The sequence below is a fragment of the Lysinibacillus sphaericus genome (genome assembly GCF_000600105.1).
GTDB classification, from domain to species: domain Bacteria; phylum Bacillota; class Bacilli; order Bacillales_A; family Planococcaceae; genus Lysinibacillus; species Lysinibacillus sphaericus.
The window spans coordinates 378,393-394,555 of sequence record NZ_CP006837.1 but is presented as its reverse complement, the minus strand read 5'-3'; the positions used below and the strand labels follow the sequence as shown (position 1 = coordinate 394,555).

Here is a 16,163-nt window from a genome sequence, read left to right as displayed (position 1 = left end):
TAGAAAATTTTTGCATAAACGAGCGAATAAAGGGGTGTTGTCTCAATGGGGAAGTACAAATTTGAATCAACTGAGCATGAGTTATTCCGTAAAACATTACGTAAGTTTTTAGCTGAAGAAGCAGAGGTACACTATGATCAATGGGAAAAAGATCACCTTATTCCACTAGAGTTTTGGCACAAGCTCGGACAATTAGGTTATTTATGTCCTCAAGTTGAAGAAGCGTACGGAGGCCTCGGGTTAGATTTCAGCTTTGGTGTTATTATTCAAGAGGAGTTAGAACGCGTAGGTTCAAGCCTGATTGGTGTCGGTTTGCATAATGATATCGTTGTGCCGTATATCGAGGCATATGGAAGCGCTGCGCAAAAATCGCGTTGGCTTCCAAAATGTGTAACAGGCGAGACGATTACTGCGATTGCTATGACTGAACCAGGAACAGGCTCCGATTTAGCCAATATCCAAACAACGGCTATTCGCGATGGCGATCATTTTATTGTCAATGGTCAAAAGACTTTTATCACAAATGGTATTCATGCAAATTTAGTGGTGGTTGCCGTAAAAACAAATCCTCATGCAGAGAAAAAGCATCGAGGTATTAGCCTTATCGTGATTGAGGAAGGAACACCAGGCTTTACAAAGGGACGCAAACTTGAAAAAGTAGGAATGCATGCACAAGATACAGCTGAACTATTTTTTGAAGATTGCCGTGTCCCAGTAGAAAATTTACTCGGGGAGGAAGGAAAAGGCTTCACCTATATGATGGAAAAGCTCCAACAAGAGCGTCTAGCTGTTGCAATTGCTGCCCAATCAGCAGCAGAAGATATGCTTGCTTTGACGGTTGATTATGTGAAATCACGTCAAGCTTTTGGAAAATCCATTAGTGACTTCCAAAATACGCAATTTAAAATTGCTGAAATGGCCACTAAAATAGAACTTGGCAAAACTTTTTTAGAATCATTAATTGAAGAGCATATTGCGGGTCAAGATGTTGTGACAAAGGTCTCTATGGCGAAATACTGGATTACCGAAAATGCACGCGACATAGCAGCCCAATGTATGCAGTTACACGGTGGCTATGGCTATATGGAAGAATATAAAATTGCAAGACGTTATCGTGATATACCCGTAATGTCAATCTACGCAGGCACAAATGAAGTAATGAAAATGATAATTGCCAAAAATATAGGCTTATAAAAGCATTGTTAGTGAACACTAGTTGTTGGTAGCGGAGGCGGCGACTCCTGCGGGAACGCACAGTACGTAAGACGCAACAGCCCGCGCGTCAGCGAGGGTTGCGGCTTACTGTGCTGAGCGGAAAGCGCCCGCTGTAGCGGACAACAACGGCATAGAAAAAGTGTTAGATTGATTGCAATCAATCCAACACCTATCTCTTTGTACCTGCCTCTTGTCTGTTACACTGCCGGTATACGTACAATTACTTTAAATAAATCTCCATCTACTTCTATACTCATACGCGCTCCGTGTAAATCAACAATAGATTGCGCAATGGCTAAACCTAAGCCTGAGCCTTCTGTATGACGCGATGCATCGGCTCGCTTAAAGCGTTCAAACAATTCATCAGCATTTTCGCTTATTTCATATTTCGCAACATTTTTCACCGTGAATTCAGCATCACCATTTGCCACTCTTTTTAACGTAACATAGACACGTGTACCTTCTAGTGCATATTTCAATACATTGACGATTAAATTATCAATCAATCTCCACCATTTTTGCCCGTCCACATAAGCGTAAATCGGCTCATTCGGCATTGTCATACGCAAGTCTAAGCGTGCCTGTGATAAATCCTCCTCATGCTCTCCAACTGCTTGCTGTACAAGCTGTGTGACATCCACACGACTTCGATGGAGCTCAATATTGCCACTCGCCATTTTGGATACTTCAAACAAATCCTCGATTAGCACTTTTAAACGGTCTGATTTTTTATCGAGAATATGAATATACTGCTTACGCTCCTCTTCCGTAATATCTGGATTTTTCAATAAATCCGTATACGTAATGATTGAAGTTAAAGGCGTACGTAAATCATGGCTAACGTTTGTAATAAGCTCTGTTTTTAAGCGTTCACTCTTTGCCTGCTCATGCATTGATTTACGAACACCTTCACGTAAGTGATTAAGATTTTCGGCATGAGCTGCTAATGGGGATTTCCCCTTCACTTTTACATCTCGATTAAGGCGCCCTTCTGCCATATCCTTTGTATCTTTCATAATGCGATTTAAATAGCCCATTTTAGATAGGAAGACAACCATTGCTGGGATACCAACAATCCCACAGATGCCGAATACCATAACCGGAAATCCTCCGCCCATAGTAACACTCGCAACAAAACTACCACCACCAAAAAAGGCAGCTGCGACCATGACAATCGAGTTTAGTGCGATTGATCGATTTAAAAATAAATCAGTCATGGATTCTCCAATTCCCCATAAATAACTGTCTTGTGCATGTTCACTTAGCTTTTCAACAGTATTAACGCGACCATATAACCAAATAACTTGCACGAAAAACGCAACACCAATAATGATCAAAATCAATGCTTTAAAAGCAAAGTCAATTAAAAAACGTACATAATTGTATTGATACATATATTCAATTGCTTCAAATGCAGCATATGAAGAAAACCAATAGATACATCCTGTAATAAACAATATGACAATTTGGATATCAATGCGAAACTTCGCTAGAGATTCTTTTTCTTTTAGTGCCCCAATCGTTGGCAGCAATTCTTTCCGCCCTTTCCAAGCAAAGAATGCCGCGATAAGACTTGATATCCAAATCATAAAGAACATATATTGATTGCGTTTAAATTGGTCATAGCCTCCCATAATTGCTGCGGATTGGGCTGCTTTTTTAGAAATCGTAATCGTCCCAGTGTAATCAGTCATTTCATTTAATACGTCGGATTCGATGTATACATCCGAACCGTATAGTAAATTACTTGAATTGTTACTAATACTTCCTGTTCTTAATGGATGTTGTATATACATTTTTTTGTATACATTACTGTCAGTAATATTTCCTGAACGATAGGTTTCACCATTTTCATTTGTTAATTCATAAGAAAAATAATTATAATTTTTTGCGAAATCTTTTGCTTCATCTTTTACAGATTTTATATATTTATCAATAAGCGCGCCCTTTTGCGCCACAATTTTCTTACGAACATATTCATCATCTTCAAAGTTTTTCGTAATATCTTTTATTTTGGCATCTCGCTCATTTTCAAGCTTTGTCTTTAAATCATTGGCATTATTATCAGCTGCTTCTTGAATACGAGACTCATATTGACTTTTTATATTGTCGATTTGCGTGCCGAGTGAGCCATAATAATTTCGATGTTCCTCAATTTCATTTTGCGAAACTGTAATCTTGCTCTTCAATTCCTCTGCGGTTGGTATATTTAACGCCAGCGGTCCTATTTCTGCTAGGAAATTGTCCAGTTCATGTTGAAAGTTTTCAGATTGAAAATAAGATTTCCCTACATACTGATAACCAATTTTTGAAAATGTAAACACACCAAATATAAACCACGTTAAACAAATAAGTGTAAGAAGAGGTTTCCAATTTTTCATCATGTTTTTAACGCTCCTCTAAAAAATTTTTTCAAAAAACTGTAGCATTTCGGAGGAGCGAGCATTGACCATTTGATAGGCATAAATACCGAAATAAATTAGACCGATTACACCTGCCACAAACCCTGCTATCGTGGCATACTTTTCTATTTTATTTTTCCATTTTATAGCCAACGCCCCACACCACCTTTAAGTAACGTGGATTTTTCGGATCCGCTTCAATTTTTTCCCGTATTTTTCGAATGTGGACTGCTACAATATTTTCTGCATTATAAGCTTCCTCATTCCAGACACGTTCATAAATTTCTCGAATCGAAAACACACGCCCTGCATTTTTCATTAATAATTCTGTAATTTTGTATTCAATGGGTGTTAAGCGAACTGGTTCGCCTTCTAACACTACTTCCTTGGCATCTTCATCTAGCACTAAACCATCAATTTCCACCTTCGCAACCCCGTCATGATACGTCCCAAGTTGTACATAACGACGCAATTGTGATTTAACACGCGCCAACAGCTCTAGTGGATGAAATGGCTTTGTTACGTAGTCATCTGCCCCAACAGATAACCCATGAATCTTGTCTCCATCTTCAGCTTTCGCACTAAGCATAATAATTGGAATATTGCGTTCTGCTCGTATTTTAAACGTTGCAGTGATACCATCCATATTGGGCATCATAATATCTAAAATAATCAAATGGACTTCATTGTTTTCCAGCTTTTCAATCGCTTCCACACCATCTGCTGCCTTAATAACATGATAGCCTTCATTTTTTAAGTAAATTTCAATACCATCACGAATATCTTGATCATCATCTGTTACAAGAACTGTTAACTTCGTCATGATATACACCTCGCTCTCAATTAATAGTGTACAGTTTAAATCTTAAAAACCAACTAGGATAAAAATGAAGAATTTCTTAAGCTTTTACCTATTGTTCATCCTTATTTATTTTTTCTTCCAGTCAATGTTAGAACCACAATTCCTCCAAGCAACATGGCTACACCTACCCAAGATGTTGAACTTAGATGTTCTCCAACTAGCAATACCCCGAGCATTGCGGCGGTCAATGGCTCTGCAAGTGACAACGTTACAGCAGAGGACGAGCTAATTTTCTGGAGCCCACTTAAAAATAATAAATACGCTATGCTTGTACACATAACGCCCATAAAAATCATTGTCCATAAATTTTGCATCTCTGCAAGCCAGCTAAAGCCACTACTGATGGAAAACGGTAATAACAATACTGCACAAATCGAAAATGTCATCGCCACTGCAGGCAATGCTTCCTGCTGCGCCATTAATTGTTTACTCATATTTGTGTACACGGCAAAAGATAATCCTGCACAAACGGCTAGCCCAACCCCGCCTAAATGAATAGCACGATCTCCACTATTGATGAATAATAAAATACAACCTGTAATCGTCATGATTGTAGCAATACCCCATATTTTAGAGGGGCGTGTTTTCCAAAATAACCACTCTAGTACGCCTGAAAACATAGGAGCACTCCCAATTGTCACAACGGTTCCAATCGCTACACCTGTTAAACGGATGGAAGTAAAAAAAAGACCTTGGAATAAGGCAATACTTGCGGCCGCTAATATTGTCCATTTCCAGGACCATGTCCGAAAAGAGATTTTACGTAATAACACGACTACGACTAATAATAAACCCCCTCCAATTGCTGAACGAATCGTCGCTACAGCGATGGGAGATACACCTTTATCTAAAAAAGTTTGTGCTGTCCCTGTCATTCCCCATAAAATAGCTGCTAGAAGAACAAAAAAATATGGATAGACCATTGCTTATCCCTCCTGCCTATAACACGATTACTACTAACTATACAGATTTATCCAAAATCAAACAATTCCCAATTTCCTTTCCTTACATTAATCCATCATTATGCTTTCCATTCGAGAGAAGGTATAATAAGTACATCAAAAGGAGCGACCGCTTATGTATAAAACCATTGAAGAAACAGCCATTGATCTTGGCATGCCAGAGGAGCAAGTACTACGACTTGTTTATGAAGGACGCATCCGTTCCATATATGATGGTCATCAATTACTAATTAACAGTGCACAATTTAGCACCTATTTTGAACAACTAGAACGGATAAAAGAAGAAATAGAAATTTGGCGTAACACACCCATTCCTGAAGATATCGACGTTAAAGATGAAGACTAAAGACTAAAAGTGCCAGTCACTCAAACAATTCAAAATTGTTTGAGTGACTGGCACCACATACTTAAATACTTACAACGAACCCAGCGCGTTTTCCGATAATTTCAGCGTAGTCTTCCACCATCACGCTTGCTGTTGGATACATGCCTGCACCTGGTCCTACCAATGTTAATGTACCAATATAGTTTGTTTCTAGCGCAACCGCATTATTAACATCATCTACTGGATAAAGTGGATGCTCTTTATCTACTAGTTGTGGCCCGACTTTTGCCACCACTTTACCGTTCGCTAATTTCTCCACTTCGGCTACATGGCGATAACGTAAGCCTTTTTCACAAGCATCTTTCACCTGTTCAGCAGAGATACAGTCAATACCAATTACTTCAACATCAGCCCAATCTGGTTGTTCACCAAATGCTAAAGCACTTAAAATCATTAGCTTTTTAAAAGCATCTTGACCAGACACATCATTATAAGGATCTGCTTCTGCATACCCTAAGTTTTGTGCTTCTTTTAAGGCTTTCTCGAAGGACCAGCCTTGCGCACGCATTTTTGTTAAAATATAGTTTGAAGTGCCATTCAAAATACCTTGAATTCGACTCACATCATTTACAAGCAAAATATTTTTCATCGTTTTGATAACAGGCACACCACCTGCTGTAGTTGCTTCAAAGCCAACGAAAACACCATTTGCCTTTGCAAGCTCCTGTAACTCTAAGCCACGTTTGGCAAACATCACTTTGTTCGCTGTAATCACATGACATTTATGTTCAACCGCACGCTTTAAATAGCCAAATGCCGGCTCTTCATTGACAATCGCTTCGAATACAACTTGCATGCCAGGCTCTGCCAACACTTCATCCATACTCGTTGTCATTAAGTGAGCTGTGCCCGGAACACGTTCACGACTAGCATCCGTTACTAATATTTTTGCTACTTCTAACTCAATGCCTAATTTATGTTTTAGCTCTTCACGCTTTTCATTTAAAATATGATAAATCCCTTGACCTACAGTTCCAAATCCTAAGATCGCTGCCTTTATAGTTGCCATACTTGATTCCCTCCAACGTACATTTCTCCAGTTTTCTCTCTATATAAAGTTTGTGCCTACAAGCACATATTCAAATAATTCAAAATTTAACCTAAAGAAAATTGTAACGCAAATAAATCCATTGCACAAGAAAAATCTTTCTAGGATGGACATTTGTTTTCTCTAGGCGTGCAAAAGAAATCGGTTTCATTGCCTTTATTATACGTTTTTTTTATAAATCTATAATTTTTGAACAAATATTGACGATTCTTTTATAAAAAAAATGCCTTTCTTCTATTATATATGTACGAAGATACTACCTATAGAATGGCTGTCTTGAAAAGTCGAAACAAATTCAACAAATAACTTAGCACAACAAAAAGCTCATTCCCTATAGCAGTAGAGAATGAGCTAAAAAATATAAGGGAAAGTTAACTTGCTAGTAAAAATAATCGATAACGATATTGTGCTAAAGCTGATTGTACTAGTTTGATTTCTTCCTGTGTAAAGTTCGGTATGGCATATGTGCGCTCAATTAGTTGAAATGACCCATATTGTAAGTAATACTCTGTCGCAGGTAGCGCGATATGGTCTGTACCATGAACTTTATACTCTTCAAAAACTTCTTTTACAGTATAGCCTTCTTCTTTAGCATATACGATTTCTTCAAAAGCACTATGTCCAAAGGTTTGTTGCCATTTTGATTCAACTGTCGAAAGTAAGTATTGAATGGCCATATTATTTACAAAATGATGGCTTTCATTTAATTCATATATAAGATAAGCAGTTACATTTTGTGCACGATAAATATTTGCCATTGATAACACTCCTTTTTCGATCAGTTATGGAAAGCGAGAGTAGCTACTGGCTATGTAGCTACCCCCTTTCATGTATATATTCAAAAGTGGGGGAGCACTTATGAAAACAAGTTAGTTGTTTTCGCCTAATGAATGGCGGTGAAAGTTTAGTAACATCAACACTTTGTTCAAGGTTGGTAGCCTTTCGAACGTTTTACTTAATCCCTAGTATACAGCATGGTATTAACCAAGTCAACAATACTTATAAAATTACTAGGTATTATTTATAAAAAATTTCTGAAAACTCACCAAATGAGGTAAGGATTAATGTAGCAACGTTATACGCATTACCAAATGAGGCTTTTCGAATGAGAAAATACGTAAACGCTACAACATACATCTTTGTTTATCTAAATAGGTTATGCTTCTACTTTTTGTTCAGTAGTTGTTACTTGCGCAATAGCTTGTTCTAAATCTGCAATAATATCCTCAACTGCCTCTAAACCGATTGATAAGCGAATGAGCGACTCGGAAACGCCAGTTTGGATTAATTCCTCAGCAGATAACTGTTGATGAGTTGTAGACGCTGGGTGAATAATTAGTGATTTTGCATCGCCTACATTTGCTACGTGTGAAAATAATTTTACGCTGTCTATTAATTGACGGCCCGCTTCTCGTCCACCTTTAATGCCAAATGTAAGCACTGAACCGAAGCCATTTTTCAAATATTTCTTCGCTAAATCATGTGTAGCAAAATCTTCTAATCCATTATAGTTTACATACTCCACAGATGGGTGGTTACGTAAATATTCTGCAACTGCTAATGCATTTTCATTATGTTTAGGAATACGCAAATGAAGCGTTTCTAAACCTTGTAATAAGTTAAATGCAGCATCTGCACTTAATGTTGGTCCAAAATCACGTAGTAATTGCACGCGCAGTTTTGTGGCAAATGCAGCCGCTGCCGTATCAATACCGTATCGTAATCCATGATAAGATGCATCAGGTTCTGTAAATCCTGGGAATCTACCTTGAGTCCAATCAAATTTCCCCGCATCCACAACTACACCACCTAAAGTTGTACCGTGACCGCCAATCCATTTTGTCGCTGAGTGAACGACGATATCTGCACCGAAGTCGATTGGTGTTGAGCCATATGGTGAAGCAAAAGTGCTATCAATAATTAAAGGTAAACCGTTGTCATGTGCAATTGTAGCTACTGCCTCTACATCTAGCACTTTTAAGCTTGGGTTTCCGTAAATTTCAGCGAACACTGCTTTTGTCTTTTCATTAATGGCAGATCGGAAATTTTCAGGATTTGTTTCATCTACGAAAATTGTTTTAATACCGTAGTTTGGTAGTGTATTTGCTAATAAGTTATATGTTCCTCCGTATAAAGAACTTGCTGCTACGATTTCATCCCCTGCTCCTGCAAGATTTAAAATTGAAAATGCGATAGCTGCTGCACCTGATGAAAGTGCTACTGCTGCTGTACCGCCCTCCAATAAAGCGACGCGTTTTTCAAAAACATCTACAGTTGGGTTTGTAATACGTGTATAAATATTGCCCGCTTCTTCTAATGCGAAAAGACGTTGCGCATGAGCAGTGTCTTTAAATACGAAAGCTGTAGAACGGTACACCGGTACAGTTCGAGAGCCTGTCACTGGGTCTGGCTCTTGGCCACCGTGTAATAGTAAAGTTTCTGGTTTAAAATTCGACATGTTTTCTTCCTCCTAAATGGGTTTTTACGATGGTACCGGAGATGAGGAGGATTTATGTGAGAAAACAAAAACCCCCTTCAGTTAAGAAGAGGGTTGCGGTTGCAAGTTTTCCTCCCCTTATCTGCCAGATCCAAGTAAGAATCTGTAGGAATTAGCACCTTAGCAAGTTCGTCACTCACTGGTTGCCGGGCATCATAGGGCCTATCCCTCCGCCGCTCTTGATAAGAGTATGTGATTCAATTTCCATCGTTGTTACACAGTATAAACATAGACTTTTTTTCTGTCAACAGTAAAATTTATTTTTTTCTGAAACTTCTGTCTGCTCCTTTACGTAATAAGAACACATACACTATATAAAAATATAGTTTGAAAGGAGTATTTTTATGGTAAAAGCCATGATTATTTTTATTATTATTGGTTATCTAATTGGCTGTATTCATGGCTCTAAAGTGGCACAGTTTCTATCTGGAGTAGATTTAAAAAAGACTGGCCATGGCAATGCGGGTGCCTCAAACGCAACGCTTTCTCTTGGATGGAAATACGGCATATTAGTAGCACTTATTGATATAGGTAAAGGAGTTGCTGCTGTGCTATGCGCACTTTACTACTTTTCCTCCAATGCTTCACAGTTTACTGAAGTACAAATGTGGTTATTAACCTATGCAATAGCTGCTAGTGTAATACTAGGTCATAACTTCCCGTTCCATATGGGTTTCAAAGGCGGCAAAGGAACTGCATCAATCATAGGCATATTGCTCGCTATTGATTGGAAAATTGCATTATTTGCACTTATGTTATTTGTCATTTTATCTTTAACAACAAATTATTTAATCATTGGTGTGCTTGTATTTTATATTGTTTTTTGTACAGCAACTTACTTATGGATACCTGGTATTGGACCAACAATGATTTCAATTGTTCTTTTTGGTATCGCGCTTATGTTGCATATTGAAAATATTAAACGGCTTATCCAAGGGACAGAGCCTAAAGTAACATCTGCCTTTAAAAAATAAACTTAAACAAATTAAAGCCTTGAGAGACAACAAACAAACTCTCAAGGCTTTTTTATATCATTATTTTGCAAATGATGGATCTTGCATTGTACCGTTCTTAGCTAAATTGACATGCCAAGAAAGCGCTTTTTCTAAAATATGTGGTGTATGGTGGCCACCTGTTGCCTCGTTCGCTTCGTTAAAGTACGCCCATAATTGTTCCTTATAATCTGGATGCGCACAGTTTTCAATAATACGACCTACACGCTCTTTCGGTGCTAAACCACGCAAGTCTGCAACACCTTGTTCTGTGACAATAATATCTACATCATGTTCTGTATGGTCTACATGCGAAACCATTGGTACGATACTAGAAATTTTACCGCCTTTTGCATACGATTTCGTCACAAAAATACCTAACCGTGCATTACGAGCAAAATCACCAGAACCACCAATCCCATTCATCATTCGTGTGCCAGAAACATGAGTTGAATTTACATTACCATAAATATCTAGCTCAAGCGCTGTATTTACAGAAATTAAACCGAGTCGACGGATAATTTCCGGATGATTAGAAATTTCCTGTGGACGTAATACTAATTTATCAGCATATTTTTCAAAATTTCCATAAACATGGTTTCCTACCTCTTCCGATAGGGTAATAGAAGTAGCAGATGCAAAGCTTACTTTTCCAGCATCCATTAATTCAAAAACAGCATCTTGCAGTACTTCTGAATAAACTTCTAAATTCTCAAACTCGGAATCTTTGAAACCTAGTAATACAGCATTTGCTACTGAGCCTACACCTGATTGTAACGGGCGTAAACTTGTTGTTAAACGACCTACTTTAATCTCTTCGCGCAGGAAGTTCAGCAAATGATTTGCCATAATATCTGTTTCTTCATCAGCTGGAACAATTGTTGATGGCGCATCTAAAATATCTGAAATAACAATACCTTTTACTTTGTCTAAGTCTAGTGGAATGCCAATTGTGCCAAGACGATCTGACGCATTTAGCATTGGAATTGGATCACGTTTACCTTGTGGTCCTGGTACAAAAATATCATGCACACCCTCTAATGCATCAAGCTGGGCTACGTTTAGCTCGATGATTACTTGATCTGCTTCTTGTACGAAAATCGGAGAGTTACCAACTGAAGTTGTAGGAATTAATAAGCCATCTTCTGTAATTGCAGCAGCTTCAATAATAGCAAAGTCAATCGGACCAATAATACCTTGGCGTACTAGTTCCGCATTATGTGATAAATGGGCATCAACATAAGTGACTTCTCCACTATTGATCATATTTCGGATACCTGGGTCTCCTTGGAAAGGACCACGTTTGCGAATTACACCCGCTTCGGCTAAGTATTGGTCGACTTCTGGTCCAAGTGATGCACCTGTATATACATCTACTTTGAAGCTTTCTGTTTTCGCTTTCTCCACAAGTGCAAGCGGTACCACTTTCACATCGCCTGCACGTGTAAATCCGCTCATACCAAGTACCATGCCGTCCTTAATCCAAGATGCTGCTTCTTCTGCTGTTACAACTTTGTTTCGTAACTGTTCATTACGAAGCTTTTTTGCTAACTTTTCATCCATTCCTTATTCCTCCATCCCACATTTAATTGCTTCAACTAGATTATTTGTCCTATACATCCGTACACCCACAAATGTCAAAATACAGTAGATAAATAATCTGTCGCCATACATAATTTTACACCAAAGAGAACATTTAAGCTATATCTAACAATATATTTTACTTTACGAGGTATTTTTGTCCTAGCTCAAATTATTTAAAAATAGTTTTTTATAAATGATTTTAAGTTTTTTATTGAAGTTTATTCGATTTTAGCGAAAAAGCGTGATATGCTCTTGGTATATTTAAGGGGAAAAGGAGAATTTTTAAATGGTGAAAGAATTATTGCGTAACCACTCTTCAGTTCGTATTTACGATGGAAATCCTATTTCTAAAGAAATTATTGAAGATTTAATTGCCACAGCACAGATGGCGGCAACCTCTCACTTTGTACAAGCCTATAGCGTAATTTGGGTAACAGACGAAGCGAAAAAGGAACAGCTCGGTTTGCTCTCTGGCAATCCACGTCAATACGAAACTTCGGGTGGTGCTTTTGTCTTTTGTGTAGACTTTAAACGTCTGCAAATGGCTGGGAAATTAGAAGGTGTTGATATTGTGGCAGACTCGGCTGAAAATGTCCTCGTTGGTGTAGCAGATGTTTCGTTATTCGCACAAAACTTTGTGATTGCTGCTGAATCAATGGGCTATGGCATTTGCTATATTGGGGGTGTACGTAATAAGCCTGAGGAAATTAGCGAATTATTGAATCTACCAGATTATGTATTCCCATTGTTTGGTTTAACAATTGGCGTTCCTGCACGACGCAATGAAGTCAAACCTCGCTTACCAGTAGCTGCTGTCCTACATGAAAATGAGTACAATTGTGATAAATACGAGGAACTTTTACCAGCTTACAATGAAACAATGGAAGCTTATTACAATAGCCGCTCCTCCAATCGTAAAATTGATAACTGGACAAAGCAAATGGCTGATTTTTTAATTGAACAACGTCGTCCTTTCATCAATCGCTTCTTAGCACAGAAAGGTTTTAATTGGAAATAACTTTTTCTTTTGGAGTTACTATCGTATGATAATAACTCCACTTTTTTTATATTTTGAACCCTTTTTTATAGCTTATGTAGTATTTTTGTCTTGAATGGTCTGTTAAATTCAGGTACAAATTAAACGAAAAGACTCTTTCCTTTTCCTACCTTTTCATTAATATTAATAGAAGGACCCTATCTCGAAAGGAGTTATGCAAAAATGTCTTATGTTAATAAGCATCTTGCTCGTACCCTAGAACAACAACATAAGAGAAGCGTAAGAAGTTTATTTTTAAAAATACAAGACTTAAATAACGACTGTGTACTTTTAAGAAAGAGGCTAGAACAACATATTGATATCAAACAATACAAAGAAGCTATTGCCTACGTCGATCAATTCGTTTCCTATACAACCATTTTAAATTTAAAATTTGTCACGAATACGCAGAACCTAGAAGTGGTTGTGCTACACGCACTTTTATTGGAGCATATTATAGAAAGTGAAACATCGTTCTCTTTCGAATATGAAACGAATTTGTTACATGGTTATATTCAAGAGATACTGGCATTAAATGATCATGCCTCTACACTTTTTACAAATCATAAAGAAAAAATGCACCGTTACATTGAAACGCAAACTACATAAAAAAGACGATCAAGCCAACAAAATTCATTGTGCTGATCGTCTTTTGTTTATTGTAACCCTTTAATAATTAGCGAGCGTACTGGTAAAAACTGTTCTCCTGTTTCACCATACGTAATAACTACTTCGTCACCTTCTTGTAAATAAATCGCAAGAGGCTCCGTCTCTGCACTTACTGAATAGTTTTCACCATTATTCAGTAAAAACGATACAATGGTAAAGTCGCCTAGGCGTTCCTTATAAACGCGTAGTACTGTTCCACTTGCATTTTTCTCTTCTGCATTCGAACTACCTTCAACCGTACTTCCTCCACGACTAAGCGCTGTTTTATATAATTTCAACGCCTCTTTTGGTGTTGTTGCATAGGCTGAGATTTCAGGATTTGCTGCGGAAACGATAAAATAATTTTGTAAGAAGCCATTCGCATCGAGCACTGCTGTTAACCAACTTGCTTCCCCGTAAAAGTTATACAATACAGGCATTTCTCCTGCCCACTTCTTCTCAATAAATTTCTTTTCAATAATTTGTAGATTTCCTTGTGAATCCATATATGAAGCATCTTGATTTCCTGTATAATATGTCGCTTCACCAGTTCGTGCATTCGTTAATGAATAGCCCAGCATTGAATCCACGCCCTCTTTTGGACTCGTGAAGTCTGTGAAATAGTACATTTCGCCTTCCTCATTAAATATCGGACTTACATTCGATTCAGTCCCTTCATCAGAAGGTAATTTGACATCTTTTTTGCCAAACATACTATTCCAGTAACCATGAACATATTTTCCGTAATAGCTATTTTGTAAACTTACTGTCTCAGGTGAAACAGCTCCATCAATAAATGCTGGAACATCTGCTAATTTCACAATTTCAGATTTACCTGTTAATGCATCTACAAGGACAATCCCTTGTACATCAAAGCCATTTCGAGCAGATATAAACTCCCCGTAGGAACGGATATAGTACGGTTTACCGTCATCATCGATTTCCAGCTGAACATCCCCATAAAAAATAAGGAAAGGATGTTGCAAGCGCATATGACGCTCCAAATTAGCATTTAAATAGGCAGAAGGAACATATTTCATTTCCTGTGCGATAAATTTTGGGTTATCCGCTGAGTCTGTCGCACTCATTGTAAAATAACCAGGTGTCGTTTTGCCGTTCATCCATTTAAAGAAACCTGAAAATTCAACAGGTGCAATATAAACATATTCACCATTTACCTTTTGGATTTGTAAGCGTCCTAGTTCATAATAGCTTGTATTCGGTACTTGGCCGAAAGCTTTTTTCATTTTATTGCGGACGAATTTTGGTGGAACACTCGCTGGCGTTTGTGTTTCATCAAACGGCTTGATTTCAACCTCTTCTTTCATTTCCGCGGATTTGAATTTATCGTTAGCATTCCATAGCGGTGCGGACAATACATATACGCCGACGAATAAGCTTGCTAAAAATAAACCACCTTTAACTTTTCTTTCAATACCACTTGCAAGAAATGCACCACTCAAAGTGAGTAGTATAATCACTGGCCAAAAGACAAGCCAGTTAACATCAATTTTTGTAACATATAGCGTAATACCTGATGCAATAAATCCTATCACAAAGACTCCGATAAAAAAGTAGCCAATTACTTTTTTCGATTGTCCATCTTCACGCTTTTTCGTTATTAACGGTGTTAATAATACACTCGCAATAATTGCAATGACTGCAGAAGCTATCAATAGCTTAGTCATTTCGTTCACCCTCTCCTCACTTACTGTCTTCTTATTTACGGTTACATACTAAAAAAGTTTCAAACATAAATTATACGGACACTTCTTCCCTTCTACTCTTTGGTAAAACAATTCTGAATAATACAGCTTAATGACGAATAAAGGATTTTAAGCATCGATAGAGAATTTCAAAGAAAAGGGGCTGAAAAATTTGGCGAAAAAATGGTTGTTAACGTGTATCATTGTGCTTGGTCTTTATTATATTTTTTTCTTCTCGCATATTGACCAAAGTGTAAAACTGATATTCAAGGTCATACCGATGATTTTGATAATCTTTATGGCGATAACCCAAAAAGTACAATCAATTAAAAAATATCAACTATTCATTATTATAGGTCTAGTTTTTTGTATGATAGGAGACTACACATTACAATGGTTTCTTATTGGTCTTACAAGTTTCTTAATCGGTCATGTTTTTTATATCTTCGCCTTTTCAGGTACTAGTGAACAGCCAGTACCAACTTGGGCAAAAATCGGATTACTTCTATATGGTGCCGCAATGGCTATCTGGATTGCCAGTACCGTATTTAAATCCGGAGAAACCGTACTTACTTTTGCAGTTCTTGCTTATATTTCTATCATTTTAACGATGGGCTGGACGGCTATTCGTACAGGTTCTCCCTTTGCTATTATTGGCGCTTTATTATTTATCGCATCCGATTCCTATTTAGCGATTAATAAGTTTATCATGCCATTACCTTTTGCGCATGAGGTTATTATGATGACCTATTATAGTGCGCAAATACTTATTGCATTGAGCATCCTTCAATATTCCGAAATCCGAAGTAAAGTGGTACAATGAAAG

General features: G+C 37.7%; 15 protein-coding genes and 1 riboswitch. Of the genes, 6 read left to right on the top strand and 9 right to left on the bottom strand.

The window, feature by feature from the left end; genetic code table 11:
* The first annotated feature begins 45 nt into the window (after window positions 1–45).
* Entirely contained in the window at window positions 46–1,194 is a 1,149-nt protein-coding gene (locus tag T479_RS01900; RefSeq protein ID WP_024362747.1) for an acyl-CoA dehydrogenase family protein, read from the top strand.
* Between the two features lie 218 nt (window positions 1,195–1,412).
* On the opposite strand, the gene T479_RS01895 is transcribed toward T479_RS01900, so the two are convergent.
* The 4 genes from T479_RS01895 to T479_RS01885 all read right to left on the bottom strand — a co-directional run bounded on the left by T479_RS01895 (window position 1,413) and on the right by T479_RS01885 (window position 5,402).
* A complete protein-coding gene (locus T479_RS01895; protein ID WP_025218505.1) occupies window positions 1,413–3,599 on the bottom strand; it encodes a sensor histidine kinase in 2,187 nt (728 codons plus the stop codon).
* A 15-nt stretch (window positions 3,600–3,614) separates the two neighbouring features.
* Window positions 3,615–3,770: a hypothetical protein gene (locus T479_RS23880; protein ID WP_162832719.1), complete on the bottom strand. Its 156-nt coding sequence runs from the start codon at window positions 3,768–3,770 to the stop codon at window positions 3,615–3,617.
* Window positions 3,748–4,440 (bottom strand): response regulator transcription factor, encoded by a 693-nt coding sequence (locus T479_RS01890; protein WP_024362745.1) that lies wholly within the window; start codon window positions 4,438–4,440, stop codon window positions 3,748–3,750. The genes T479_RS23880 and T479_RS01890 overlap by 23 nt, the downstream gene beginning before the upstream one ends.
* A 101-nt stretch (window positions 4,441–4,541) precedes the next feature.
* On the bottom strand, window positions 4,542–5,402 hold the full coding sequence (locus tag T479_RS01885; RefSeq protein ID WP_025218504.1) for a DMT family transporter: 861 nt from the start codon (window positions 5,400–5,402) through the stop codon (window positions 4,542–4,544).
* A gap of 154 nt (window positions 5,403–5,556) precedes the next feature.
* Here T479_RS01885 and T479_RS01880 point away from each other — a divergent pair, with 154 nt between their 5' ends.
* A complete protein-coding gene (locus T479_RS01880) occupies window positions 5,557–5,787 on the top strand; it encodes a MerR family transcriptional regulator (protein WP_024362743.1) in 231 nt (76 codons plus the stop codon).
* 61 nt (window positions 5,788–5,848) lie between these two features.
* On the opposite strand, the gene T479_RS01875 is transcribed toward T479_RS01880, so the two are convergent.
* The 3 genes from T479_RS01875 to T479_RS01865 all read right to left on the bottom strand — a co-directional run bounded on the left by T479_RS01875 (window position 5,849) and on the right by T479_RS01865 (window position 9,332).
* Entirely contained in the window at window positions 5,849–6,835 is a 987-nt protein-coding gene (locus T479_RS01875) for a homoserine dehydrogenase family protein (RefSeq protein ID WP_024362742.1), read from the bottom strand.
* 410 nt (window positions 6,836–7,245) lie between these two features.
* Complete coding sequence (locus tag T479_RS01870) at window positions 7,246–7,632, bottom strand: hypothetical protein (protein WP_024362741.1); 387 nt, start codon at window positions 7,630–7,632, stop codon at window positions 7,246–7,248.
* Between the two features lie 398 nt (window positions 7,633–8,030).
* Window positions 8,031–9,332, bottom strand: a complete 1,302-nt coding sequence (locus tag T479_RS01865; RefSeq protein ID WP_024362740.1) for an O-acetylhomoserine aminocarboxypropyltransferase/cysteine synthase family protein — start codon at window positions 9,330–9,332, stop codon at window positions 8,031–8,033.
* A 114-nt stretch (window positions 9,333–9,446) separates the two neighbouring features.
* A riboswitch (SAM riboswitch) is annotated at window positions 9,447–9,560 on the bottom strand.
* 155 nt (window positions 9,561–9,715) lie between these two features.
* On the opposite strand from T479_RS01865, the gene T479_RS01860 reads away from it, so the two are divergent.
* A complete protein-coding gene (locus T479_RS01860) occupies window positions 9,716–10,345 on the top strand; it encodes a glycerol-3-phosphate acyltransferase (RefSeq protein WP_025218503.1) in 630 nt (209 codons plus the stop codon).
* A gap of 60 nt (window positions 10,346–10,405) precedes the next feature.
* On the opposite strand, the gene T479_RS01855 is transcribed toward T479_RS01860, so the two are convergent.
* Window positions 10,406–11,926 (bottom strand): succinyl-CoA:acetate CoA-transferase ScpC, encoded by a 1,521-nt coding sequence (locus tag T479_RS01855; protein WP_025218502.1) that lies wholly within the window; start codon window positions 11,924–11,926, stop codon window positions 10,406–10,408.
* Between the two features lie 307 nt (window positions 11,927–12,233).
* Between T479_RS01855 and chrR the strand changes: the two genes are divergently transcribed.
* Together chrR and T479_RS01845 are read left to right on the top strand one after the other, a co-directional pair.
* Window positions 12,234–12,965 carry a class II chromate reductase ChrR gene (gene chrR / locus T479_RS01850; RefSeq protein ID WP_024362737.1) on the top strand — a complete coding sequence of 244 codons (732 nt, stop codon included), beginning with the start codon at window positions 12,234–12,236 and terminating at the stop codon, window positions 12,963–12,965.
* 201 nt (window positions 12,966–13,166) lie between these two features.
* Entirely contained in the window at window positions 13,167–13,592 is a 426-nt protein-coding gene (locus T479_RS01845) for a hypothetical protein (RefSeq protein WP_025218501.1), read from the top strand.
* Window positions 13,593–13,639: 47 nt separating this feature from the next.
* Here the strand turns inward: T479_RS01845 and T479_RS01840 are convergent, their stop codons facing one another.
* On the bottom strand, window positions 13,640–15,319 hold the full coding sequence (locus tag T479_RS01840; RefSeq protein ID WP_024362735.1) for a hypothetical protein: 1,680 nt from the start codon (window positions 15,317–15,319) through the stop codon (window positions 13,640–13,642).
* Between the two features lie 190 nt (window positions 15,320–15,509).
* Here T479_RS01840 and T479_RS01835 point away from each other — a divergent pair, with 190 nt between their 5' ends.
* Window positions 15,510–16,160 (top strand): lysoplasmalogenase, encoded by a 651-nt coding sequence (locus tag T479_RS01835; RefSeq protein ID WP_025218500.1) that lies wholly within the window; start codon window positions 15,510–15,512, stop codon window positions 16,158–16,160.
* Window positions 16,161–16,163 lie beyond the last annotated feature (3 nt).

Coding starts and splice junctions, on each gene's coding strand:
- T479_RS01890 (WP_024362745.1), bottom strand. CDS start 4,440: ATGACGAAGTTAACAGTTCTTGTAACAGATGATGATCAAGATATTCGT.
- T479_RS01895 (WP_025218505.1), bottom strand. CDS start 3,599: ATGATGAAAAATTGGAAACCTCTTCTTACACTTATTTGTTTAACGTGG.
- T479_RS01845 (WP_025218501.1), top strand. CDS start 13,167: ATGTCTTATGTTAATAAGCATCTTGCTCGTACCCTAGAACAACAACAT.
- T479_RS01875 (WP_024362742.1), bottom strand. CDS start 6,835: ATGGCAACTATAAAGGCAGCGATCTTAGGATTTGGAACTGTAGGTCAA.
- T479_RS01860 (WP_025218503.1), top strand. CDS start 9,716: ATGGTAAAAGCCATGATTATTTTTATTATTATTGGTTATCTAATTGGC.
- T479_RS01880 (WP_024362743.1), top strand. CDS start 5,557: ATGTATAAAACCATTGAAGAAACAGCCATTGATCTTGGCATGCCAGAG.
- T479_RS01865 (WP_024362740.1), bottom strand. CDS start 9,332: ATGTCGAATTTTAAACCAGAAACTTTACTATTACACGGTGGCCAAGAG.
- T479_RS01870 (WP_024362741.1), bottom strand. CDS start 7,632: ATGGCAAATATTTATCGTGCACAAAATGTAACTGCTTATCTTATATAT.
- T479_RS01855 (WP_025218502.1), bottom strand. CDS start 11,926: ATGGATGAAAAGTTAGCAAAAAAGCTTCGTAATGAACAGTTACGAAAC.
- T479_RS01885 (WP_025218504.1), bottom strand. CDS start 5,402: ATGGTCTATCCATATTTTTTTGTTCTTCTAGCAGCTATTTTATGGGGA.
- T479_RS01900 (WP_024362747.1), top strand. CDS start 46: ATGGGGAAGTACAAATTTGAATCAACTGAGCATGAGTTATTCCGTAAA.
- T479_RS01840 (WP_024362735.1), bottom strand. CDS start 15,319: ATGACTAAGCTATTGATAGCTTCTGCAGTCATTGCAATTATTGCGAGT.
- chrR (WP_024362737.1), top strand. CDS start 12,234: ATGGTGAAAGAATTATTGCGTAACCACTCTTCAGTTCGTATTTACGAT.